Genomic DNA, 23,203 nt, shown 5'->3' on the forward strand with positions numbered 1-23,203 from the left:
CCATTGACAGGTTTATATGCTTTGGTTAAAAATGAAATGATTAAAATGATTAAGAAAAAGCGATTTTATGTCATTCTACTTATTCTTCTTGCTTTAATTCCCATGTTCACTTATGCTCAAATGCGAGTTGCTCAACATACACAGAAGCAATTTGGAACATCGGATTGGAAGGCGGACCAGCGCCAAAAAGTGACCGATTGGGAAAAACGCCTCAGTTCAGCAAGAACACCGGATGAGTGGAAGCAGCAGCTGCGTGTTCAAATTCAAATTGCCAACTACTATCTGGATAAAGATGTGAATCCAAGCTCACCGAATGCGGTTACATTTACACGAGAATTTGTGAAAAATGCCGTCGGACTATTTATTCCGTTGATTATCATGGTCATTTCGGCAGATATCGTATCATCTGAGCATTCTACGGGGACTATTAAATTATTGTTGACAAGACCGGTCAGGCGTTGGAAAATCCTATTGAGTAAATTAATTACCGTTGTCTTCTTCACTTCGCTGACTGTTTTGTCCACGGGATTGATTTGTTACTTGATTTCAGGGATTGTTTTCGGCTATAACGGGTGGAACATGCCAATCTTCACAGGCATACAGTTGTCAGGGGCGGATGTCGATTTTAGTCGAGTGCGTGCCGTAGACCAATGGTTCTTCCTCTTGATGGAGTTCGGCTTAGTATGGTTTACAGCAATCGTCGTAGCGATCATGTCGCTCATGCTTTCTGTACTAATTCGATCAACCGCAGCAGGTATGGGGGTCATGCTTGCCGTATTAATATCAGGGACCATTCTTTCCAACATGGTTTCCTCGTGGGAAACGGCCAAATATTTGTTTATGGTCAATCTGGACCTGACGAAATATTTGACTGGAGGGATCCCGCCCATTCAAGGTATGGATTTAGCGTTCTCGCTTAGTGTGTTAAGCGTATGGACGATCGTGGCGCTAATCGTATCGTTTACCGTATTTTCGCGCAAAGATATTTTAAATTAGTGATCAAAGAGATAAAGGAGGGCTCCAATGGCTGAGCAGCTAGAATTTGCGAAAGGGAAAGCCCCGACACCCGTGACGGATTACGAAGCAGATGATATTCAAGTCCTCGAAGGGCTTGTTGCCGTTCGTAAAAGACCAGGGATGTACATCGGCAGTACCAGTTCTTCAGGTCTTCATCATCTGATCTGGGAAATCGTAGATAATGCAGTCGATGAGCATCTGGCGAAGCATTGTTCCAAAATTAATGTCACGATACATAAAGATCAATCGGTTACCGTACAGGATAATGGCCGCGGTATTCCTACCGGTATGCATAAGACAGGTGTTCCTACGCCGCAAGTCGTCTTTACCATCCTGCATGCAGGCGGTAAATTCGGTGGATCAGGCTATAAGAAATCTGGAGGTTTGCATGGTGTTGGTGCGTCCGTGACTAACGCCCTTTCAGAGTGGCTAGAGGTTGAGATTAACCGCGATGGCAAAGTGCACAAGATGCGCTTTGAATATTGGGTAGATGATAAAGGCATCGAGCATGTCGGTGAACCTGTAACTGGACTTGAGGTTATCGGTAATACCAATCGGACAGGAACGAAAGTAACGTTTAAACCGGATAAACGAGTCTTTCAAGGCGGAACAACGATTAATTACGATACACTCGCTGAGCGTTTGCAAGAAATTGCATTCCTCAATTCCGGACTTCAGGTTAACCTGAAGGACGAACGCACAGATAAAGTGGATTCGTTCCAGTACGAAGGCGGAGCCAGTCAATTTGTAGCCTTCTTGAATGAAGAGAAGACTGTGCTGCATCCTGTGATTCATTTTGCCTCTGAGAAGGATGAAATTGAAGTTGAAGTCGCGTTGCAATACAATGATGGCTACACAGAGACAATTGCTTCGTTTGTTAACTCGATTCCTACCCGCGGCGGTGGAACCCACGAGACAGGCTTCAAAACAGCTTATACTCGTGTAATGAATGAATATGCCCGTAAAGGGGGCATTCTCAAGGAAAAGGATAAAAACCTCGACGGTACGGATCTCAGAGAAGGTATGATGGTCGTTATCAATATCAAAATGGGCGATGTCGAGTTCGTAGGCCAAACCAAGGACCAATTAGGCAGTGCAATTGCGCGTAGTGCAGTGGACGCCGTTGTGTCCGACAAAATGACGGTTTTCCTTGAAGAAAATCCACAAATCGCACAAATGATGTTGAAAAAGGCCGTACAAGCATCAAGAGCGAGAGAAGCAGCGCGTAAAGCGCGTGAAGAAATTCGCAGCGGCAAGAAAGGCAAGAGCGAGAGCTCCAACCTGAATGGTAAGCTGACTCCAGCACAATCGAAGGATTTGCAACGGAATGAGCTGTTCATCGTGGAAGGTGATTCCGCCGGTGGATCTGCGAAGCAAGGACGCGATTCGAAGCATCAAGCGATTTTGCCGTTGAAGGGCAAGCCGATGAATCCGGAGAAAGCGAAGCTGCTAGATATTTTGAAAAATGAAGAGTATAAGGCCATTATTGCAGCTATTGGTGCAGGCGTTGGATCTGAGTTCGAAGCAGAAGAGACGAATTACGGCAAGATCATTCTAATGACGGATGCGGATACAGACGGCGCACACATTCAAGTGCTGCTTTTAACCTTCTTCTATCGTTATATGAAGCCGCTAATCGATGCTGGTAAAGTATATATTGCACAGCCTCCCCTGTATAAAGTGACGAGAAAAGGTAAAAATGGTGGTCATAAATACGCTTGGACGGACGATCAACTGCAGGTTGTCGTCAAGGAACTCGGCAAAAATACGGAGCTTCAGCGCTATAAAGGATTAGGCGAGATGAATCCGGATCAGCTGTGGGAAACGACGATGAATCCGGAAAGCCGAACACTGCTTCAGGTACAGATTGAAGATGCCGCCAAAGCAGAGCGTCGCGTGACAACATTGATGGGCGATAAAGTAGATCCACGTAAGAGATGGATTATAGAAAACGTTGATTTTACGGAATATGTTGAGTAGAAAACAAAGAGTGGTGACGTGAAAGTGAGCATTTTAGAAGAGTTTTTACCAGCCTTTCTGGAGGAGATCGTTGGCGATCGCTTCGGTCGGTATTCCAAATATATCATTCAGGATCGCGCAATCCCCGACGTTAGAGACGGCTTGAAGCCTGTTCAACGTCGTGTTTTGTACGCGATGTACGACTCAGGCAACACGCCAGATAAGCCGTATCGGAAATCAGCGAAAACCGTTGGGGATGTCATGGGTAACTATCATCCTCATGGTGATTCGTCGATTTATGATGGTATGGTTCGTATGGCGCAGCCTTGGAAAATGGGACATACACTCGTGGATGGTCACGGGAACTGGGGTTCCTTAGACGATGATCCACCGGCAGCTATGCGTTATACGGAGGCGCGTTTATCGGAGATCGCGATGGAATTGCTGCGCGATATTGAGAAGCGCACCGTGATGTTTAAAGATAACTTTGATAATTCAACCAAAGAACCGGTTGTGTTGCCTGCGCGTTATCCGAATTTGCTAGTAAACGGTGTTAGTGGGATCTCAGCAGGCTTTGCGACGGAAATTCCGCCTCATAATCTGCGTGAAATCATTGACGCTTGTACCGCTATGATCGATAAACCTGAAATTACGGTTGACGAATTAATGGCGATTGTCAAAGGCCCGGATTTCCCTACCTCAGGGATCATCATGGGGGAAGAAGGCATTCGTGAGGCTTACCGAACAGGTAAAGGACGTATTTATATCCGTTCCAAAACCGCGATCGAAGAAATGCGCGGCGGCAGACAGCAAATTGTTATTACAGAAATCCCCTACCAAGTCGTAAAATCTCGGTTAGTTACTGCGATGGAGAACATCCGTCTGGAGAAGAAAATCGAGGGTATCGCCGAAGTGCGGGATGAAAGTGGACGGAATGGGCTTCGTATCGTGATCGAGCTCAAAAAGGAAGCGGATGCACAAGGGATTTTAGCCTATTTGCTGAAGAAAACGGATTTGCAAGTCACCTATAACTTCAACATGGTTGCAATTGTGAATAAAGCGCCTCGTCAGCTCGGTATTCGCGAGATTCTGGAAGCTTATATTGGGCACCAGAAAGAGGTTGTAACGTTCCGTTCGCAATATGAGTTGGAGAAAGCGGAAGATCGGGCGCATGTCCTCGAAGGGCTTGTTAAAGCTCTGAATATATTGGATGAGGTTATTGCGACGATTAAAGCTTCGAAAAATCGGCAGGACGCACAAAATAATCTCGTAGAGAAGTTTCATTTTTCAGAACGACAAGCTGATGCCATCCTCGTCCTGCAATTATACCGTCTAACGAATTTGGAGATTACAACGCTGGAGAAGGAATTGAAAGATGTTGAGAAAACGATTGCGTACTTGCGCGGGATTCTCGGCAGCTTAAAGAAACTTCTAGGCGTCATTAAAGATGAGATGGGCGAAATCCGCAAGAAATATGGGATCGATCGCCGCTCGGAAATTCAAGGTGAAGTCGAGGAATTGAAAGTTAATCTTGAAGTCCTTGTAAACGCTGAAGATGTGCTGGTCACCTTGTCCAACGAAGGTTACTTGAAACGAACTAGCAAACTATCCTTCACGCGTTCGGGTGGTGAGCTTGAGAATACAGGCATGAAGGAAGGCGATTATCTTCGCTTCTTGCTGGATGTCAACACGATCGAAAGCTTGTTGATCTTTACGAAGAAGGGGCAGTATTACTTATTGCCTGTCCATCAAGTGCCAGAGTATAAGTGGAAAGAGAACGGCACCGCGATCGTGAATGTCATCCCGATTGCGAAGGAAGATCGCATCGTGAATGTGATACCAGTGAAAGGCTTCGATGATCCGACGAAATCACTTGTGTTCGTTACTCGCAAAGGTCAAGTCAAGCGTACAGAGCTTAAAGAGTACATGACGAACCGCTCCAATGCGATTGTGGCGTGTAAGCTTGGCGAACAAGATGAAGTATTGCACGTTCAGATGAGTGACAATACGAAGGAAATTCTTCTCGTCACGAAGCAGGGCATGAGCATCCGTTTCCGTGAGGAAGAAGTAAACCCGATGGGCCGTGCGGCCGCGGGTGTGCGCGGCATCCAGCTCAAAGAAGACGATGAAGTCGTGTCTGCTGAGTGGATTTATGGGGATGAAGGGGAAGTACTGGTCATCTCGGACCTCGGGTATGCTAAGCGATCTCTCGTTGTGGATTATCCAATTCAAGGTCGCGGCGGGAAGGGGATTATTACCTTCGAGTTCAAGGAAGGTAAGCGTGTCAGACCTAACGGTTCAGCCTTAATCCGGACATTCATTGTGAAAATGGATTACGTGGTTACGGCTGTTATGAGCACTGGCGAGAAGCATCGCTTCTCAACAGAAACTGCTCCGCTCGAAGATCGCAAATCACAAGGTAAATCACTCATTCCAGTGAATAAAACAGAATCGATTGTCGAGATTTTACGCTTTCCTCAATCGTAACTAATCGTTGGTGGATCCAATTTCTCAATCAATGTAAAAGCTAACTCTAATAAGACCCACAGGGGCATCGGTTCGTCTAATCGATCCAGCCACTGTGGGTCTTTCAGCATGCCTGCTTCCAACGCTTTTTTGCCTAACTCCATTTTCCAAGCTTCCACACAAATCACTCCTTGAAAGTTAGTTAACAGCAGCCTTGCATATCAAAGATCTACGAAAGAATAGGGACTCGCTGTTGTCTACAAGGGTGCATGACACCTTCGATCAGTATATGTGAGCAATGGGCAACTTGTTAAAAGAAGTCGATTCGCTTGTCATTCTGAACAAGAGTTGACAAACTCTGCGAGGGCTCGACACTAGGCTTCAGCATCCCGCAGCATGTCCATGTAACTTGCAATTTTTGTAAGAAAATATTAATGGCATTAAACTTTAAACTAGCGAAAAGGCGTGCTATACTTGCTGTAAATAGGTGAAAATGGAAGCGAGTTGATGAGGATGTATTCCGATGAATTCGGAAAGTTATGGCTAAAATTATCGAAGGAATTGAAAAATCAGATGGAGGTAGGTTTAGCCCCTACGATCACGGAAGGACAGTTGAATGTACTAGAATTGCTCCTGGTCCATGAACGCATGAAGCCTTCGGATTTAATCGAGTACTTATCCACGACACCTGCAGCCGTTACAACCTTATTAGACCGGATGGAAAAAGCGGAGTTAATTATTCGTGTGCGTGATGAAAAGGACCGTAGAATTGTCTGGATTCACGTCACGGACAAAGGAAAAGCGGAATGCGAGAGAGGCCGTGGAATCCGTGAAGAACTGTTGGATTCGTACCTGAATCGCGTTTCCGCTCATAATCAAAAATTGCTTATTTATTTATTGGGCAAGGTTGCGAACTAGTTCATCCCCTCATAACTCGGGGATGGTAAATTCGTTCCACGGCCGCTGCACCGGCGGCAGCGACCGGAAGTGCATGTTTTCTTTGAGCACAGGATGCTCAAAGGCAAGAGCCGTGGCCCACAGCGCGAGCTGTTGGCCTGGTTTGTTCACAGCGCTGCCGTAGCGCTGGTCCCCGTACAGCGTGCAGCCAATGGCAGCCAGCTGCACGCGGATCTGATGCGGCCGCCCGGTGTGCAGCTTGATCTGGATCAAGCTGAGCCCGTCTTGGCTGCCGAGCAGCTTATAGTCCAGCACCGCCTCCTTGGCGTCCTGCTGGCCTGCCTTGACCACGCTGACAGTATTCGTCCGCGTATCCTTCCACAGCCAGTGGCGCAGCGTAGCGGCCGGCTGGGAGGGTTTACCGTGCACGACAGCGACGTACGTCTTGTCGAGCTGCCTTGTTCGTACCGCGTCCGAAAGTCGGGACGCGGCTTTTGACGTTTTGGCGAAGACCATGACGCCGCCAACGGGACGATCCAAGCGATGAACAAGCCCGAGGTAGACATTGCCGGGCTTGTTGTAGCGCTCCTTGAGATCGGCCTTCAAGGCGTTCAGCAAGTCGAGATCACGAGACTCATCTTCCTGCGTGGGCATGTTGACGGGCTTCTCAACCACGAGAATGTGGTTGTCTTCGAACAAAATCGGAATTTGCGATGCGCCGTAACCTTCTTTGAATCCTGCCACCAATTACGCCTCCCAGCGTCCGAGAATACCGCAAGGGAGCATAAGACCGGAATGCGTGATCGGAAGGCCGATTTCACCGCTGGAGATCGTTCCGCCATGCTTTTCTTTCATCGCCATTGTCAAAATATTCTGGAGCACAGTGGCCGAGATTCCAGTTGTATAGGAATTGATCAACAGGAACAACGGGTTGTCCGTCAAAATAGATTGGCACGTCTGAATGAACGGGAAGAGGTCATCCTCCAATTTCCACGTTTCACCGTTAGGTCCCCGTCCGTACGAAGGTGGATCCATAATGATGGCATCGTATTTGCTGCCGCGGCGTTGTTCTCTTTGTACGAATTTGAAAACATCATCCGTAATGAATCGAACAGGTCTGGAGCCCATACCGCTTAGATGCAGATTTTCCTTCGCCCATTGCACAACCCCTTTGGAAGCATCCACGTGGCATACTTCAGCGCCAGCGTGGGCACATGCTAGTGTTGCCCCGCCTGTGTAAGCGAAGAGGTTAAGTACTTTGATCGGACGACCAGCACCTTTAATCTTGTCCATCATCCATTTCCAATTGACCGCTTGCTCAGGGAACAGACCCGTATGTTTAAAGCTAGTTGGCTTAATATAAAAGGTCAGCTTCTGATCGTAAGTGATCGTCCAGCGCTCTGGGAGCTCTGCGTTCTGCTGCCATTGACCGCCGCCGCTGGAGCTGCGGTGATAATGCGCATCAGCTTGACGCCAAGCCGGTGTTTCTTTCTGTAGAGGCCAAATAATTTGCGGGTCGGGTCTGCGAAGTACAATCGTACCCCAGCGTTCTAGCTTTTCGCCGCCGCCAGTATCGAGCAGCTCATAATCGACCCAATCTTTTGCATAAAACATGCTGTAATCCATCCTTCAACTTATAGACTTAAACATTCATTGTACACCATTTATTTACCTAAATCGATCTTTTCAATCAATCCAGGCAGTTCTTTTTCGGCGAATTGTTGGTAATATGCTTGTTCAAGTGACACACGCAGTGAATCTTTCACCGCATTCAAAGGTTTAACAGAGCGCGATTCCACTTTAATCACGTGATAGCCATACTCGGTTTCAACCGGATCGCCGATAGTACCAACGGTTTGATTGATAGCTGCGTTTTTGAATCCTTCTACCCACTGGCTAACATCGGCATCAGCGTATAGACCCCCATTTTCCTTAGAACCTGGATCATCGGAATATTGCTTAGCCAGCGCTGTGAAGTCTCCGTTATTTTTCAACTTTTGTTGAACATCTTTGGCAAGCGTAAGAGCTTCTTCTTTGGTACGAACCGCTTTACCTTCTGGGTCCGTAAGTCCGATCAAAATATGACGCACGGAAGCGATCGTAAACGCATCTTTATTCGCTGCAAGGGTCGCCTCATACTGCGCTTTCAACTGAGCATCCGTAACACTAGATTTCACGAAATTATTCGCAGTCATACTGCCTACGAGATAATACTGCAGATCACTCTCTGTCACTTTTGCGTTTTTCAGGTCAGCTTTAAATTTATCTTCACCAAATTGCTGTTTCCAAGCAGCAACTTGTGCACCGGCACTTTTCTTAGCAGCTTCTTGATCAGCTTCCGATGAGCGGCTATAAAGAATCCGGTTCGTAACTAATTCCTTGAGTACACTAGTCTGGTATTCCACATTATCTTTAGAGGCAGCATGCGAACTATTGAACAATGCTTTGAGATTAAAGAAAGCATCGAATGCGCCCTTCGTCACAGTCCCGCCTTTGTATGCTGCAACCACTTGATTCGGATTATTGCCAACCCAAATGGTACTTGTTGCATCATCCCACTCCACTTTCTTGCCAAGCGAGTCGCTCATGAAGCGTAGGGGCACATAGGTAGTGCCTTCATAAATAAAGCCTTTGGCATCCGTTGGCGCTTTTTCGACACCATCAAACATGTACGTCAGATTGCGGAAGGCTACTTCAATCTGTGTTCCTGCTGCAAAAGCTACGGTTCCGCTTAAAACAGAACCAATGGTTAATCCTACAATAAGTCCTTTTACTTTATCTTTCATTATGAGTGATCCACCTTTCAATTCATGTCATACCAATAATTCACCGAAGGTTGAGAGATTTCCTTTTTTTTATTCACTGTGAATTGAAGGAATTCCTTACCTGTTTGTTGTATTTGTAGAGGTAGAGACGATTTGCAACACGCATCTTAGAGCAAAGACATGTCGAATTAGGGGGGATAATGTGGGAGCAAATGTTGGCATACCCAGCTCCGAGGATTTGTTTCTGCTTCATGAAGGATCCCTTTTCCACAGTTATCGTATCTTAGGGGCACATGTTAGCAATGAAAAAGGGCATGAAGGTGTTCGATTCGCCGTATGGGCACCGCATGCAAGAAACGTGTATGTACTTGGAGATTTCAACGATTGGCAATCCGGCGAGCATAGAATGGAAAAGATTAGTTCGTTAGGACTCTGGATGATCTTTATTCCTGAGGCAAGTGAAGGCGACTATTACAAGTACGAAATTCATAGCCAAACGGGTCAGATTTTATTAAAAGCAGACCCCTATGCCTTTTATTCGGAATTAAGACCTGGAACAGCTTCGAGAGTTGTTGATTTGGGTGGGTACGAATGGCAGGATCAGGCTTGGCAGCTGCAGAAGAAAGAAGTACCAGCGTACAATAAACCGCTCTCTATCTACGAAGTACATCTTGGTACTTGGCGTAAGAAAGACCGGTTAAGTGAGGAACAGTATACCTACGAACAATTAACGGGTGAATTAGTGGATTATGCGGTGGAAATGGGATATACCCATATTGAGGTGATGCCGCTGGCCGAACACCCCTTTGATCGATCTTGGGGCTATCAAGCAACCGGATACTATTCGGTAACAAGCCGCCATGGTGCGCCAAAGGATTTCATGCGATTCGTTGATCGCTGTCATCAGAAGGGCATCGGGGTAATTATGGACTGGGTTCCAGGCCATTTCTGTAAGGACAGTCATGGATTGCGATTGTTCGATGGGAAACCCTTATATGAATACGAAGACCCTCGCAAAGCGGAAAAACTGGAATGGGGGACACTCACCTTTGACTTCGGAAGACCTGAGGTGCAGAGCTTCTTAATTTCAAATGCCGTATTTTGGATGGATATGTATCATATGGATGGTATAAGAGTGGATGCTGTTGCTTCCATGCTACATCTCAATTTCGGCAGATGGGATGAAGTGCCTATCCAGAATCAACTTGGAGGCGAGGAGAATTTAGAGGCGGTTGCGTTCATTCGCAAGCTGAATCAAGTGGTTTTCTCGTATTTTCCAAATGCCCTGATGATGGCAGAAGACTCCACGGATTGGCCGCTTGTGACGGCGCCTGTTCATAAAGGTGGGCTTGGATTTAACTACAAGTGGAATATGGGCTGGATGAACGATATGCTGAAGTATATGAAGTTGGATCCGATCCACCGCAGGTACAATCACAAGCTGATCACTTTCTCGTTCATGTACGCTTGGAGCGAAAACTATGTTCTTCCACTCTCACATGATGAAGTCGTGCATGGTAAGCGTTCACTCTTGCATAAGATGCCAGGAGACTATTGGCAGAAGTTTGCTAACTTACGGGTATTATATGGCTACATGTCAGGACATCCAGGGAAAAAGCTGCTCTTCATGGGCAGTGAATTCGGTCAATTCGACGAGTGGAAGGATCTCGAGGAGCTGGACTGGTTTCTGTTAGATGGCTACGAGAAGCATGAGCAGATGCACCATTATGTGAAGTCGCTCAATCAGTTTTATTTGAAAGAACCAGCGCTTTGGCAGCTGGATCACGATCCAGAAGGCTTTGCATGGATTAATCCCCATGACGAGAGCCAAAGTGTTGTCACTTATATGCGAAAAGGGAAACTGCCGGAGGATGAATTGATTCTCGTGTGTAATTTCACACCTGTTGTTCATCCGGATTATCGGATCGGCGTTCCGAAGTTAGGTTTATACGAGGTTGTATTTAATAGCGATGCTGCTGAGTTTGGTGGTTCCGGACAAGGGAACTCATTACCGATCACAAGTAGAGCAAGTGCCATGCATGGTCATCCGTATAGTTTATCGCTATGTATTCCGCCGCTTGCGGCTGTCTATATCAAGTGTGTGAGTGAATTCCAAACAGATCATGATGAAGTTGAAGGGGGAAATCAAATATGCGCAGTAAAGAATGTGTTGCCATGCTCCTCGCTGGAGGAGAAGGGCGAAGATTAGGCGTACTGACCAACAATTTAGCTAAGCCAGCTGTTCACTTTGGCGGCAAATATCGCATCATTGATTTTACACTCAGCAATTGTACGAATTCAGGAATTGATACCGTTGGTGTTCTTACCCAGTATCAGCCACTGGTGCTTAATACGTACATTGGTATTGGAAGCTCTTGGGATCTTGACCGCAAGTATGGCGGTGTTACGGTGCTGCCTCCGTTCATGGAGCAAAAAGGCGGCGACTGGTACAAAGGAACAGCGAACGCTATTTATCGCAATATTGGGTTTATTGAACAATATGATCCAGAATACGTCTTGGTCATCTCGGGTGACCATATTTATAAAATGGATTACGATCTCATGCTTAACTATCATAAAGAGAAAAAAGCAGACGCAACGATCGCCGTTATCGAAGTGAAATGGGAAGAAACGAGCCGTTTCGGCATCATGAGCGTAAACGAGAAGCAGGAGATTACAGAATTCGCTGAAAAGCCGAAGGAAGCGAACTCCAACTTAGCTTCGATGGGAATTTACATTTTTAACTGGAAAGCATTGAAATCGTATTTACTCGAAGATGAAGCGAATCCAGAATCCAGTAAAGATTTTGGTAAAGATATCATTCCGATGATGTTGAAGGATGAAGCGAGAATGTTTGCTTATCCATTCCAAGGCTATTGGAAGGACGTCGGTACCATTGATAGCTTATGGGAAGCGAATATGGACCTGTTGGACGAGAATAACGAGCTTAACTTAAATGATAAAGACTGGCGTGTGTATTCTCAGAATCCATACCAGCCAGCTCAATATGTAGCGCCGACTGCGAATATAAAGCGCTCCTTGGTGAACGAGGGCTGTGCTATCTTCGGCGATGTCGAGCATTCTGTCTTATTCTTCGGTGTTCAAGTTGGCGAAGGCAGTCACATTAAGGATTCCGTTATCATGCCGAATGCGAAGATTGGTAATAACGTTACGATTATCAAAGCGATTATTGGTGAAAATACGGTCGTTGAAGATGGTGCAGTTGTTGACGGTAATGGTGAAATTGTGCTTATTGGCGGTAACGAACGGGTAACAGGCTACGCTAATCAGAAGGGATGATATCAGATGAAACATGTGATGGGAGTCATTAATTTAGTCAATGAACCGGATGATTTGGAGGAATTGACGTATTTCCGCTGCCCGGCATCTGTGCCTTTCGGTGGTCGTTATCGGTTAATCGATTTTGCATTATCCAATATGGTAAATTCGGGGATCGATAACGTTGCTGTATTCACACAACACAAATATCGTTCATTAATGGATCATCTTGGGTCAGGAAAAGAGTGGGATTTGGATCGGAAGCGCGGAGGATTATTCGTCCTTCCTTCCGTACTTGATGAGCCGACAGGGATCTCCCGTGGAGATTTGTACCAGTTCTACAGCCATCGTGACTATTTTTACCGCGGTAAAGAAGAGTTCGTTATTATTTCCCGCAGCCACATGGTGTGCAATCTGGATTTGAACGATGCTGTTCGTTACCATGAAGATATGCAAGCGGATATCACTGTTATTTATAAGCAGACCGATGAAGAAATTCATGGGAAATTCCGCCGCATGGCTGTGAAGGATACAGGTCAAGTGACGTTGATGGAAGATCACACAGGCCGTCTGCGGACGAACAACATCTCCATGGAAATGTATATTATGAGCAAGGCTCTACTGTTGGATATGGTAGAATCCTGCTTAGCGCAAGGTTACGATCATTTGGTACGTGATGGCATTATGAAAAACATTGATAAGCTTAGTGTGTATGGCTATAAGTTTGAGGGGCATCTGGGTATTGTGAACTCGATTCAAGGCTACTACAAACACAGCATGCAGTTGCTGAATCCAGCGATTTGGCGCGAATTGTTCTTCCAGAAGAACAATCTGATCTATACAAAGGTTAAGGATGAGCCGCCTGCCAAATATTTGGAATCCGCTTCGGCCAAAAACACGCTTATTGCGAACGGCTGTCAGATTGAAGGTAAAGTGGAGAACAGCATCTTATTCCGCGGTGTGAAAATCCGCAAAGGGGCCTACGTGAAAAACAGTATCATCCTGCAAAACTGCGAGATCGAGGAGAATGTCATTATTGAGAATGCGATTCTCGATAAGGATGTCTTCATTAGCCGCGGACGCGTGTTAACGGGTGATAATAAAGCACCATTCATTGCAGCGAAAACCAAAGTCATCTAATCGCAAGTCGATTTGGTTCGATTGAAGTCGGAGGAGAGGCAAGATGAAAATACTGTTCGCGGCTTCGGAGGCCGTACCATTTATCAAGACAGGCGGTTTAGCTGATGTGATCGGCTCCTTACCTAAGGAGCTGACGCGTCAAGGGCTTGACGTTCGGGTCATTTTGCCTAAGTATGGGGATATTCCTGCTAAATATAGAGACGAAATGACACTAGTAACATCATTTGAGATTCAGTTGGGCTGGCGCAAGCTATATATCGGGATTGAAATGCTGGTGTATGAAGATGTTACCTTTTATTTCGTAGATAATGAGTATTACTATAAGCGGTCTGGTATCTATGGCTATGGGGATGAAGCCGAGCGATTTGGATTCTTCTGCCGAGGCGTTATTGAGGCGCTGCCTTACTTGGATTTTGGGCCGGATGTGATTCATTGTCACGATTGGCAAGCAGGAATGATCCCTGTTTTGTTGAAGGCACACTATCAGCATTTGCCTTTCTTTAGCGAGATCAAGACGATGATGACGGTTCATAACTTGAAATACCAAGGTGTATTTGGCCAACAGGTGTTCAAAGATTTGTTCGGGTTGTCGGACGACCACTTCTCAGGCACTGCCTTAGAGCTTCACGGGGGCGCGAGCTTCCTGAAGGGTGGATTGTTGTATTCGGATCAGATCACGACGGTTAGTCAAACGTATGCAGAGGAAATTCAAACGCCGTATTACGGCGAATTTTTGGACAGCCTGCTGCGCCACCGCAAAGAACAATTAACGGGCATCGTGAATGGCATAGATTACGACGTGTTTGATCCGATGACGGACAAGAACCTTGTCGTGAATTACAGAGATTCCATTCAGAAGAAGACTCAGAATAAGCTAGCTCTTCAAGAGCGCCTAGGATTGCCTGTGAACGGGGATATCCCGATGATTGTACTGGTTACTCGCCTTGTGCAGCAGAAGGGTTTAGATCTAATTCAGCACGTTCTGCGAGAGATTCTAGCGCTAGACATTCAGCTAGTTGTTCTTGGAACTGGCGAGCCAGTCTACGAGCAAATGTTTCGGAACGCTGCAGCAACACATCCGACTAAAGTCTCCGCGCACATTTACTTTGATGAAGCGTTAGCTCATCAGTTCTACGCGGCATCAGATCTCTTCTTAATGCCCTCACAATTCGAGCCGTGCGGTATCGGGCAATTGATTGCCCTACGCTATCGCTCTGTGCCTATCGTGCGGGAAACGGGTGGTCTGAAGGATACGGTGCAGCCGTATAATGAGTTTACGGGAGAAGGCACGGGCTTCTCGTTCACGCATTACAACGCACATGATATGCTGCATATTATCAGGCGCGCTGTATTTTTTTATAAGAATGATCGTGACAGTTGGATGAAGATTCAGCAGAATATGAAAAAAGGCGACTTTAGTTGGCGGAAATCTGCTCAGCAATATATCGCACTATACAAAGAAATGACCTCTTAAGGTATGAAGAGGACCTCCTGATTCGAAAGAATGAGGGGGTCTTTTTCGTAATTTAGAAAATTCAGGTATAATAGAAAAAGAAGATTTAACATGTTTGGAGTTGAGAGCTGTGGGCGTGGATTGGCTATCACATATGTTAACCTTGGTGTTCGTCGTAAACATTTTACTGGCGCTCACTGTGGTGTTCTTAGAGCGTCGTAATGTGGCCGCAACATGGTCATGGTTAATGGTCTTATTGTTCATTCCTATTCTTGGATTTCTACTCTACGTGATGTTGGGTCAGAACTTGAGCCGCAGAAAGTTGTATAAATGGAATAAGCGTATGCTAGAGCGCATGCAGACTGTGATTGGCGAGCAGCGGCAACAGCTGACGGATGGAACTTTTCCCTATGTCAATCCGATGGTTTCGGATTATCGCTATTTGATCTACTTGAATGTAGCTACGAACGATTCTTTTTTGTCGCAGGATAACGATGTGCACATTTTCACAGACGGGGTAGAGAAGTTTAATGATTTGATCAGCAAACTTGAGGCCGCGGAGTACCATATTCATATGCAATATTATATTGTGAAGAATGATTCGTTGGGTCAGCGGGTCATGGAGGTGCTAACACGGAAAGCAAAGCAGGGTGTGACTGTTCGCTTTCTATATGACGATATCGGGTCTCGAACGTTGAAGGATTCGTTTTTCAAGGCATTTCTACAGGCGGGTGGACAGAAAGCCGCATTCTTTCCTTCACGAATCCCTTTTCTAAACTACCGCGTCAACTATCGCAATCATCGCAAGCTTGTAGTCATTGATGGTCAAATCGGGTATATCGGCGGATTTAATATTGGCAATGAATACCTTGGTTTGAACCCGAAGTTTGGCTACTGGCGGGATACACATCTAAGACTGACGGGCAGTGTAGTGCGTGCTTTACAGTCGCGATTTATATTAGATTGGAATCTAGCTTCGTCCAATGAGCTGGAGGTGGATTCGCGTTATTTCCCAGCAAATTTGGAAAATGCTGTGCAGGGTCAGGTTCCTATGCAAATCGTTGCAAGCGGTCCGAATGAGACATGGCCGCATTTTGTACATACTTTTCTCAAACTGATATATATGGCCAAAAGCCGAATATTGCTGCAAACGCCTTATTTTATTCCCGAAGAAAGCATGTTGAATGCCCTGCGGATCGCCGCGCTATCGGGGATTGATGTGCGAATTATGATACCTGAGAAAGCGGACCATCTATTCGTGCATTGGGCTTCGCTGTATTATGTGGGAGAGTTATTACGCGCTGGTGTGAAATGTTATCTCTATGATTACGGTTTTCTGCATGCCAAAACGATTATCGTAGACGGCAAAGTGGCTTCTGTCGGTACAGCGAATTTCGATATTCGCAGCTTGCGGCTTAATTTTGAAACGAATGCGTTGATGTTTCATGAGGAGACGGCAACGAAGCTGGAGAACACCTTCTGGAAGGACATGGAGGGGTGCATGGAGTTGACCATTGAGGAATATGAAAAACGGTCGCTGCGTATCCGGTTTCTGGAGTCCATTTCGAAGTTGATTTCACCGATACTGTAAAATAAATAGAAAGAAGGCCTGTGCAAAGCACATAGGCCTATTTTTGCATTATGGTGATGTGATAACTCTAGCAATTAATTTAGTACATTGACTGTCCCGAGCTTATATCGACCGTCACTTCTCTTGCCGTCGTTAGCGAAGTCCACCTCAGGCTTGCCTGATTGGGGATTGAGTATCGCAGCGTTGACTTGGTAGTGTCCAGACGCAAGATTCTCTGGAATAGGTAACATGTCAGTTACCTCGGTTTTACCTGGAAGCCAATGGCGAATATCTATATTTGTTCGAACATGGGAGACAATTTCTCCTTGTTCATTCGTCAGTGAAAGTTCTAACGGCCATGCAAAGTAAAATGGCGCTACCCCTCTGTTGATCATGCTAAGTTTGACATGAAGTGGTTTTCCTGCGCGAATATCCGTTTCGTGAGACTCCTTGGCGATCACAAATCGATAACCAATCGTTTTCAGGAATCGATCAATATTCGCTTGAAATCGGCCGCCATAAGGCTCTTCAGCAGGTGAGCTCGGTCCAAGCCAACTAACATGCGTCAGCTTTGCTTGCAGCAGTGTCTCTTCAATTTGGGCATCCGTCATAAAGTTTACATCAGGTTTAAATTCCCCGCCGCTTGGCGCAGATTTCCAGAAGTCAGGCATGGCGGGCTGTTTGGTTTGCGTAAGCCAGGACGTGTAGCCTTCCGTGTACCACCGCATGAATCCGTCGATCGTTGCATTTCGTGAGCCGAAAGCATCATTATATAAGCCAAGATCATTATGCAAAGCGATGTCATGAGGTCTTCTCATGAGAAGCTGTTTCTGATCAAGATAACGCAAATAATGCGCTACGTATTGATCTGTAATTTCTTCTTTTGGAAAATCGATTCGATTATCGCCTTCATCCATGGTATGCCACTCACCCCAGTGTCCTACGCTGCCCAGCTCGATAAAAGCAATTTGTGAATCGTTGTTATATCGGTTTCCTAATGCTTCAATCAGTCGCTTGTGATTGTTTATCAGAACTGGATTGTTGTAGTCGGGACTGAAGCCCTTGCCGTAGTCGAGATCATACGAGATTCCCTGTTTGTCGATTTCTGCATACAACCAGTTTGGAATATCGAGATGCGCTTCTTCTTGCGGGTAATCAAGAACCACACGAAGAATTAGAGATACGCCCTTTTCCTTCCAACGCGTAAACTGAAATTTCTTTTCAATTGCATCGAAAGCGAATTGTCCTTTTTCGGGTTCCAGTTCAGCCCATGTTAAATTCGCATAAGCAAGTCGTACAGGCTGTTTAACTTCCTTATTTCTGGCATCTATCACAAACCCCATATAGGGGTTGTTCAGGACTAAATCTGTTTCCGCGGGATAGTAAGAAACTCGGGTAATGACTTCTGAAGCCACAAGATTCCTGTAGCCTAATATACTTAATATTGCGACTGCTAGACAGATAGAAATTAGAATGCGATGACGACGTAAATTCATGAGATGTCCCCCCAATTGTCCGCTCTATGAAAATAGTATCAGACAGGGGAAGTCGTTACAAGACAAAATACGGTAATCAAATGTGAAATTCACTTAAAAACTAGTTCTTAAGAACTAGTAAATGCTTGGAATCTGTAAAATTTGACTATTAAATAGCTTGAATATATGCTATAAGTACTATAATAGTGCTGTGAAGTTAGACGGTTTTTGTAAACTAACGTACATAAATATTTGTCCTGGAGGAACTCGGTATGAAAGTGTTAATTACAGGAGGATATGGCTTTATTGGATCTTTTGTCGCAGAGCGCTTTTACAAAGAAGGATATGAAGTTTTTATCATAGATAATTTGTCTTCCGGAGATAAGCAAAATATAGACTTTAAGCATAAGGGATACATCTTATCGGTAGAAGATCGGAAATGTGAGGAGATCTTTCGCAGTAATCGGTTTGATACTGTTGTTCATCTTGCGGCTCAAGTGAATGTGAAGACATCGATTGAGGACCCGATACTGGATTCGAAGTCCAATGTGCTCGGTTTGTCTAACATGCTTTCTTTAGCGCAGAAGTACAATGTTATCAAGTTTATTTTTGCTTCATCTGCTGCTGTTTATGGGAACAATGATCAAATTCCTATTCCTGAAACCGCAACTTGTGATCCAATTTCCCCATATGGCATCAATAAATGGATCGGTGAAACGTATTGCGGTAAGTGGAAGGAATTATACGGTTTGGACACGTTATGTTTCCGCTTCTCAAATGTATACGGGCCACGCCAAGGCAGTGTCGGTGAAGGTGGCGTTATTTCCATATTTATGGGAAGAGTGATGAGTGGAAAAGAACTTATCGTATACGGCGATGGTGGTCAAACGAGGGACTTTATCTACGTAGAAGATGTTGCCGATGCCATTTATCGTTCATCCTACTCTAATTTAACAGGTATCTATAATTTATCTGCGAGTACGGAAAATTCGGTCAAAGATTTAATTGACGCTTTGCAAAGTATGCATGGATCGGTATCTCTTACACATTTGGGCCAACGAGAGGGGGATATCTACCGGTCAAAACTAGATAATAAACGTATCGTGAATGATTTGGACTGGATACCCAAGTACACGTTTCAGCAGGGGCTTGCGAAGACGTATGATTGGTTCATGCAGAAGAACAGCGCTAGTGAAAAGACGAGAGTCAAGGCCAAGAAACAAAGCTCGCATTCAAAATTTGGCCAATTCCTACGTGTGCTGGTGCCCTATGCCGAGAATGCCCTGGCATTCGGAATAACTGCATGGGTCAGCTTACTACTCAGAGACAGCTTGTCTGATTTTATTGATATCAAAATTATTTATATTATTTTACTCGGCATTCTCTATGGCAATAGGCAATCCATGCTTGCTGTCGGGATGTCAACTGCACTTTATATTTACGATCAACTTCGTATAGGGCGGGAATTGCTATCCCTTTTTTATGATACGGATTTCTTCTTTCACGTTGCCGTTTATTTATTTATAGGCTTAGTCGTCGGTTATGCCGTCGAGCGTAAGAACACGAAGTTTGAGTCCAAGAAGCAGGAGCTAGTTACGCTGTCGGAGAAGCACGAGTTCTTAACAGAAGTATTTAAGGAGACACGCCAGGTTAAGGATGAGCTTCAACAGCAAATCATGAATAATGGAGACAGCTTTGGTAAAATTTACTCCGTTATTAAAGAACTGGAGAGTCTTGAGCCGGAAAAAATATTTACGTCGACGGTTAGTGTCGTGGAATCTGTCATGAAATCGCAAACAGTCACGATCTACACGGTGAATAAATATGGCAGTTATCTTCGTCTCCTAGCGAAGTCTAGCAGTACGCAATTCGAAGCAGGCAAATCGATGAAGGTGGAGGATTTTCCTTATATCCAAACGCTGCTGCAAGATAAAAAGCTTTTTGTAAATAAAGAATTAACGGGAGGCGTTCCGCTTCTTGCTGCGCCAATCTTTAATCAAGGCAAAGTTGTCGCTGTCATTTCCATTTATTCGATGAAGTTCGATAATTTTACGTTATATCACCAAAATCTTTTCAAGATTATGGTGGATTTAATTTCTTCTTCTCTTTCGAGAGCTCTTTCCTATGTGGAGGCTACGGTTAATCAGCGCTATTTGGAAGGAACGACGGTGTTGAAACCGGAAGTTTTTGCCGATATATTAGCTAGCAAACAATTGGCTAATGCGAAACATGGCGTCGAGTTCATGTTGCTTACACCAATCGAAACCTTTGCCGTTGTGGATGAAACAACACAATTAGTGTCCAAATTCTTGCGTGAAACAGATTATTTGGGTATGAGCAGGGAAGGTAAGCTTGTTGTGCTGCTCTCCAATTCCAATCAAGAGGAAGCTTCTTTCGTCTTAAACCGTTTTGAGCAAAATGGTATTTATATGCGCATGGTGGAAGAGGAGTTCAGCTATGCTTGAGTGGGTGCTGCTGATTTACATCGCCCTTTGCACAGTGTGTATTGGCTTCCGACACCGGCATGATAAGAATGAAGCATGGGTTCGAATCGTACTTGCTGTCGGATTCCCGGTCATTGGCTTTCTCCTGCCTGCCTTTCGTTCTAAGCGATGGCATGAGCGTAGTGATATGCGTCATGAAAGAGCAAGGAAGGAGTTATTCGACGAGATTCTCGTTGAAAACACGACGCTTCCGAATATTGTGAGCAAATTGGAAACGGAAAAAGAGATGAATATTGTCCCGCTGGAGGAGACACTGCTTGTTAACGATTTGGCTACGAGACGCCGTGTCATGATTGATTTATTGAAACAAGACTCTTTGGACTACTTAGAAATTCTTCAGATGGCCGTTAGTAACGAAGATACGGAAACATCGCATTATGCCGTCAGTGCGATTATGGAATTAAAGCGCAAAATAGTGATAAATCTGCAAGAGCTGGCAGTCAAATTCGAGGAGAATAAGCGAGATCCTCAAGTTCTGCGTTCTTACTCAGAGATATTAAAATCGTATATGCGCAGCGGTTTTCTTGATGAACGGACGAGAATCAAATATTGCTATACGTATACGAACGTCTTGAAATTGTTAATTGAGCAAGTCCCCGAAGCAGCGGAAGCCTATGTCGACAAAATTAAAACCGATCTTGAATTGGAAGAATATGCAGAAGCGGAACAAACTGCGTTATTGTATCTAAAGCAATTTCCGTTACATGAGGATGCTTATCTTAGTCTAATGAAAGTGTATTATACGATGCGCTCGATCGACCAATTAAAAACGACGTTGATTCAACTAAGGAAATCTCCCATACGATTATCGAATCAGGCATTAACTGTTGTGAGGTTTTGGTCAGAGGAGAAGACGGATGAAAAAAGTAGGATTCAAGCGTAATGTCTACATCATACTTATTGGTATTTTGTTTCTGGCAATTGCTGTGCAAGTCACCAATTCTCAATTCATTCTACAGTTTAATCGCAACGGAACTGAGAATGGAAATTTAAAAGGGTTGAAGCCGGCAGTTGTACAGGTGCAGAATGCTGGCAAACCTTATTGTGTGGTTTTCGATGGTACGGATGAATACAGTCTGAAATTAAAAACACAAACAGAGCATGTGTTAGGGTATATGAAAAAGCCTGTAAAATCTTCCGATATCCGAAGCGGAGTGTTTCAGGCAACTGGATGCCAAGTTGTTGTATCGACATTGGCGAACATGGCGTTGATCGGAAATCTTGACGAACTTGCCATGTATGTGAAACAAGGCGGATATGTATTGCAAGAGACGACTCCTGAGAAGGGAGATGCTTTTTACCGGCTTTATCGGAAGATGGGCATAGTGAACGCCAGCGAGAGCCTGAACTCGAAAGGCGTTCATTTAACCTCGAATGTATTGATTGGTGAGAAAGATTTAAACATCAACGATTCCTTCATCGTTAATACGATGTTGCAGGTGGAATTGGATAAGAAGAGCAGAGTATTGGCGAAATCTTCAGAGGGTGTTCCACTTCTTTGGGATTATGACTATGGCCAAGGCAAATTCATGGTATTTAATGGGACGATGCTGCAGGAAAAATTGAACCGCGGGCTTATAGCAGGAGCGCTCAGTAAGCTTGAACCTGTGTTTGTTTACCCGATTTTCAATTCGAAGATTATCTATCTTGATGATTTTCCTATGCCGATATCCAACGAAATAGATCCTATTATTTATGATGAGTATAATAAAATGCGACCAGCGTTCTTCAAAGATATTTGGTGGCCAGATATGCTGTCGCTGGCGAAAAAAAGTGATGTTAAATATACGGCAGTTCTTATTGAATCTTATCAGAATCGAGTCCAGCCGCCTTTTGAGTCTCCATCTGACAAAGATTCCAAGGGTCTCATCACATTTGGACGAGAGGTACTGAAGAGCGGTGGAGAGATTGGGCTGCATGGGTATAATCATCAATCTTTTACGTTAAGTAAAGAAGTCGCGGATGCGTTCGAATATACGCCTTGGGGCAGTATCGATGATATGGCAGCGGCCACGAAGGAAGCCGTGGATTTCGCGCATCAGGCATTTCCAAGTTATTCCATGGTTTCGTATGTCCCTCCTTCGAATGTACTTAGTCCGGAGGGAAGGGAAGCATTGAAGAAGAGCTGGCCTTCACTTGCGGTCATCGCTTCCTTATATCCAGAAGACGGGAGCAATCTTGCTTATGTGCAGGAATATGCCATAGGAAGCGACGGTATTTTGGAAATGCCTCGTGTGACTTCTGGTTATTCAGAAGGTAATTTTCAAAGGTGGTTAATGGCTAATGCCATCACGACACACGGGATCATTTCTCATTTTATCCATCCGGATGATATTGTTTCAAAGGATCGCAGCGAAGGTTTAACTTGGGATAAAATGTATAAAAACTTCTCCGAATTACTCGACCGCATCAGACAAACCTATCCATGGTTAAGGGCAATGACATCGGCAGAGGCCGCCTTTGATATGGAAGAACAGCTCGCGAGTCAGGTATCGTTGAATGTAGATGGAAACATCCTGCACGGCAAGATGACATCGTTCCACGATCGGGCATTCTTTATTGCTAGAATGGATAGAAAAATCGGAAAGCTGCATGGCTGCAAGGTTGAAAAAATAGACACCAATACGTATTTAATTACTGCGAATAATAGTGAATTTGACATTGAATTGGGTGAATGA

17 protein-coding genes are annotated in these 23,203 nt (G+C 44.9%); 12 read left to right on the plus strand and 5 right to left on the minus strand.

What is annotated here, in order from left to right; genetic code table 11:
• Window positions 1-3: 3 nt before the first annotated feature.
• The 3 genes from AC58QO_RS12785 to gyrA are packed head-to-tail and all read left to right on the plus strand — an operon-like array spanning window position 4 to window position 5,463.
• Window positions 4-996: a DUF2705 family protein gene (locus tag AC58QO_RS12785; protein ID WP_497265934.1), complete on the plus strand. Its 993-nt coding sequence runs from the start codon at window positions 4-6 to the stop codon at window positions 994-996.
• A 27-nt stretch (window positions 997-1,023) separates the two neighbouring features.
• Window positions 1,024-2,997, plus strand: a complete 1,974-nt coding sequence (gene parE / locus AC58QO_RS12790; RefSeq protein ID WP_497265936.1) for a DNA topoisomerase IV subunit B — start codon at window positions 1,024-1,026, stop codon at window positions 2,995-2,997.
• 24 nt (window positions 2,998-3,021) lie between these two features.
• Window positions 3,022-5,463, plus strand: coding sequence for a DNA gyrase subunit A (gyrA, locus tag AC58QO_RS12795; protein ID WP_497267468.1), 2,442 nt, complete (start codon window positions 3,022-3,024; stop codon window positions 5,461-5,463).
• Here the strand turns inward: gyrA and AC58QO_RS12800 are convergent.
• Entirely contained in the window at window positions 5,454-5,621 is a 168-nt protein-coding gene (locus AC58QO_RS12800) for a hypothetical protein (protein WP_497265938.1), read from the minus strand. The genes gyrA and AC58QO_RS12800 overlap by 10 nt on opposite strands.
• A gap of 334 nt (window positions 5,622-5,955) precedes the next feature.
• Between AC58QO_RS12800 and AC58QO_RS12805 the strand changes: the two genes are divergently transcribed.
• On the plus strand, window positions 5,956-6,360 hold the full coding sequence (locus tag AC58QO_RS12805; RefSeq protein WP_497267470.1) for a MarR family winged helix-turn-helix transcriptional regulator: 405 nt from the start codon (window positions 5,956-5,958) through the stop codon (window positions 6,358-6,360).
• 9 nt (window positions 6,361-6,369) lie between these two features.
• Here AC58QO_RS12805 and AC58QO_RS12810 read toward each other — a convergent pair whose 3' ends face one another.
• Genes AC58QO_RS12810 through AC58QO_RS12820 form a run of 3 tightly spaced genes read right to left on the minus strand, consistent with a single transcriptional unit; the run spans window position 6,370 to window position 9,125 of the window.
• Window positions 6,370-7,083 carry an RluA family pseudouridine synthase gene (locus AC58QO_RS12810; protein WP_497265940.1) on the minus strand — a complete coding sequence of 238 codons (714 nt, stop codon included), beginning with the start codon at window positions 7,081-7,083 and terminating at the stop codon, window positions 6,370-6,372.
• 3 nt (window positions 7,084-7,086) lie between these two features.
• Window positions 7,087-7,953 (minus strand): class I SAM-dependent methyltransferase, encoded by an 867-nt coding sequence (locus tag AC58QO_RS12815; RefSeq protein ID WP_477593474.1) that lies wholly within the window; start codon window positions 7,951-7,953, stop codon window positions 7,087-7,089.
• 50 nt (window positions 7,954-8,003) lie between these two features.
• Window positions 8,004-9,125: a peptidylprolyl isomerase gene (locus AC58QO_RS12820; protein WP_497265942.1), complete on the minus strand. Its 1,122-nt coding sequence runs from the start codon at window positions 9,123-9,125 to the stop codon at window positions 8,004-8,006.
• A 181-nt stretch (window positions 9,126-9,306) separates the two neighbouring features.
• Here AC58QO_RS12820 and glgB point away from each other — a divergent pair, with 181 nt between their 5' ends.
• From glgB to cls, 5 genes are all read left to right on the plus strand, one after another.
• Window positions 9,307-11,313 (plus strand): 1,4-alpha-glucan branching protein GlgB, encoded by a 2,007-nt coding sequence (gene glgB, locus AC58QO_RS12825; RefSeq protein WP_497265944.1) that lies wholly within the window; start codon window positions 9,307-9,309, stop codon window positions 11,311-11,313.
• Complete coding sequence (locus AC58QO_RS12830) at window positions 11,256-12,404, plus strand: glucose-1-phosphate adenylyltransferase (protein ID WP_497265946.1); 1,149 nt, start codon at window positions 11,256-11,258, stop codon at window positions 12,402-12,404. Before glgB ends, AC58QO_RS12830 begins: the two co-directional genes overlap by 58 nt.
• Window positions 12,405-12,410: 6 nt before the next feature.
• Window positions 12,411-13,523 carry a glucose-1-phosphate adenylyltransferase subunit GlgD gene (gene glgD, locus AC58QO_RS12835; protein WP_497265948.1) on the plus strand — a complete coding sequence of 371 codons (1,113 nt, stop codon included), beginning with the start codon at window positions 12,411-12,413 and terminating at the stop codon, window positions 13,521-13,523.
• A 43-nt stretch (window positions 13,524-13,566) separates the two neighbouring features.
• On the plus strand, window positions 13,567-14,997 hold the full coding sequence (gene glgA, locus AC58QO_RS12840) for a glycogen synthase GlgA (protein WP_497265950.1): 1,431 nt from the start codon (window positions 13,567-13,569) through the stop codon (window positions 14,995-14,997).
• A gap of 115 nt (window positions 14,998-15,112) precedes the next feature.
• Window positions 15,113-16,567, plus strand: coding sequence for a cardiolipin synthase (cls, locus tag AC58QO_RS12845; RefSeq protein ID WP_497265952.1), 1,455 nt, complete (start codon window positions 15,113-15,115; stop codon window positions 16,565-16,567).
• Window positions 16,568-16,641: 74 nt separating this feature from the next.
• Here cls and AC58QO_RS12850 read toward each other — a convergent pair whose 3' ends face one another.
• The gene (locus tag AC58QO_RS12850) at window positions 16,642-18,042 is read right to left on the minus strand and encodes a DUF4832 domain-containing protein (protein ID WP_497265954.1); all 1,401 of its coding nucleotides are present in this window, start codon (window positions 18,040-18,042) and stop codon (window positions 16,642-16,644) included.
• A 251-nt stretch (window positions 18,043-18,293) separates the two neighbouring features.
• Between AC58QO_RS12850 and AC58QO_RS12855 the strand changes: the two genes are divergently transcribed.
• Genes AC58QO_RS12855 through AC58QO_RS12865 form a run of 3 tightly spaced genes read left to right on the plus strand, consistent with a single transcriptional unit; the run spans window position 18,294 to window position 23,203 of the window.
• A complete protein-coding gene (locus tag AC58QO_RS12855) occupies window positions 18,294-20,486 on the plus strand; it encodes an NAD-dependent epimerase/dehydratase family protein (RefSeq protein ID WP_497265956.1) in 2,193 nt (730 codons plus the stop codon).
• A complete protein-coding gene (locus tag AC58QO_RS12860; RefSeq protein ID WP_497265958.1) occupies window positions 20,479-21,408 on the plus strand; it encodes a hypothetical protein in 930 nt (309 codons plus the stop codon). Before AC58QO_RS12855 ends, AC58QO_RS12860 begins: the two co-directional genes overlap by 8 nt.
• Window positions 21,383-23,203: a DUF2194 domain-containing protein gene (locus AC58QO_RS12865; RefSeq protein WP_497265960.1), complete on the plus strand. Its 1,821-nt coding sequence runs from the start codon at window positions 21,383-21,385 to the stop codon at window positions 23,201-23,203. The genes AC58QO_RS12860 and AC58QO_RS12865 overlap by 26 nt, the downstream gene beginning before the upstream one ends.

The sequence above is a fragment of the Paenibacillus sp. J31R30 genome (genome assembly GCF_059692115.1).

Bases quoted from the DNA above. Each gene is read 5' to 3' on its own strand.
- parE (WP_497265936.1), top strand. From the start codon at position 1,024: ATGGCTGAGCAGCTAGAATTTGCGAAAGGGAAAGCCCCGACACCCGTG.
- AC58QO_RS12805 (WP_497267470.1), top strand. From the start codon at position 5,956: ATGTATTCCGATGAATTCGGAAAGTTATGGCTAAAATTATCGAAGGAA.
- AC58QO_RS12815 (WP_477593474.1), bottom strand. From the start codon at position 7,953: ATGTTTTATGCAAAAGATTGGGTCGATTATGAGCTGCTCGATACTGGC.
- AC58QO_RS12820 (WP_497265942.1), bottom strand. From the start codon at position 9,125: ATGAAAGATAAAGTAAAAGGACTTATTGTAGGATTAACCATTGGTTCT.
- AC58QO_RS12830 (WP_497265946.1), top strand. From the start codon at position 11,256: ATGCGCAGTAAAGAATGTGTTGCCATGCTCCTCGCTGGAGGAGAAGGG.
- glgD (WP_497265948.1), top strand. From the start codon at position 12,411: ATGAAACATGTGATGGGAGTCATTAATTTAGTCAATGAACCGGATGAT.
- glgA (WP_497265950.1), top strand. From the start codon at position 13,567: ATGAAAATACTGTTCGCGGCTTCGGAGGCCGTACCATTTATCAAGACA.
- AC58QO_RS12850 (WP_497265954.1), bottom strand. From the start codon at position 18,042: ATGAATTTACGTCGTCATCGCATTCTAATTTCTATCTGTCTAGCAGTC.
- AC58QO_RS12855 (WP_497265956.1), top strand. From the start codon at position 18,294: ATGAAAGTGTTAATTACAGGAGGATATGGCTTTATTGGATCTTTTGTC.
- AC58QO_RS12860 (WP_497265958.1), top strand. From the start codon at position 20,479: ATGCTTGAGTGGGTGCTGCTGATTTACATCGCCCTTTGCACAGTGTGT.
- AC58QO_RS12865 (WP_497265960.1), top strand. From the start codon at position 21,383: ATGAAAAAAGTAGGATTCAAGCGTAATGTCTACATCATACTTATTGGT.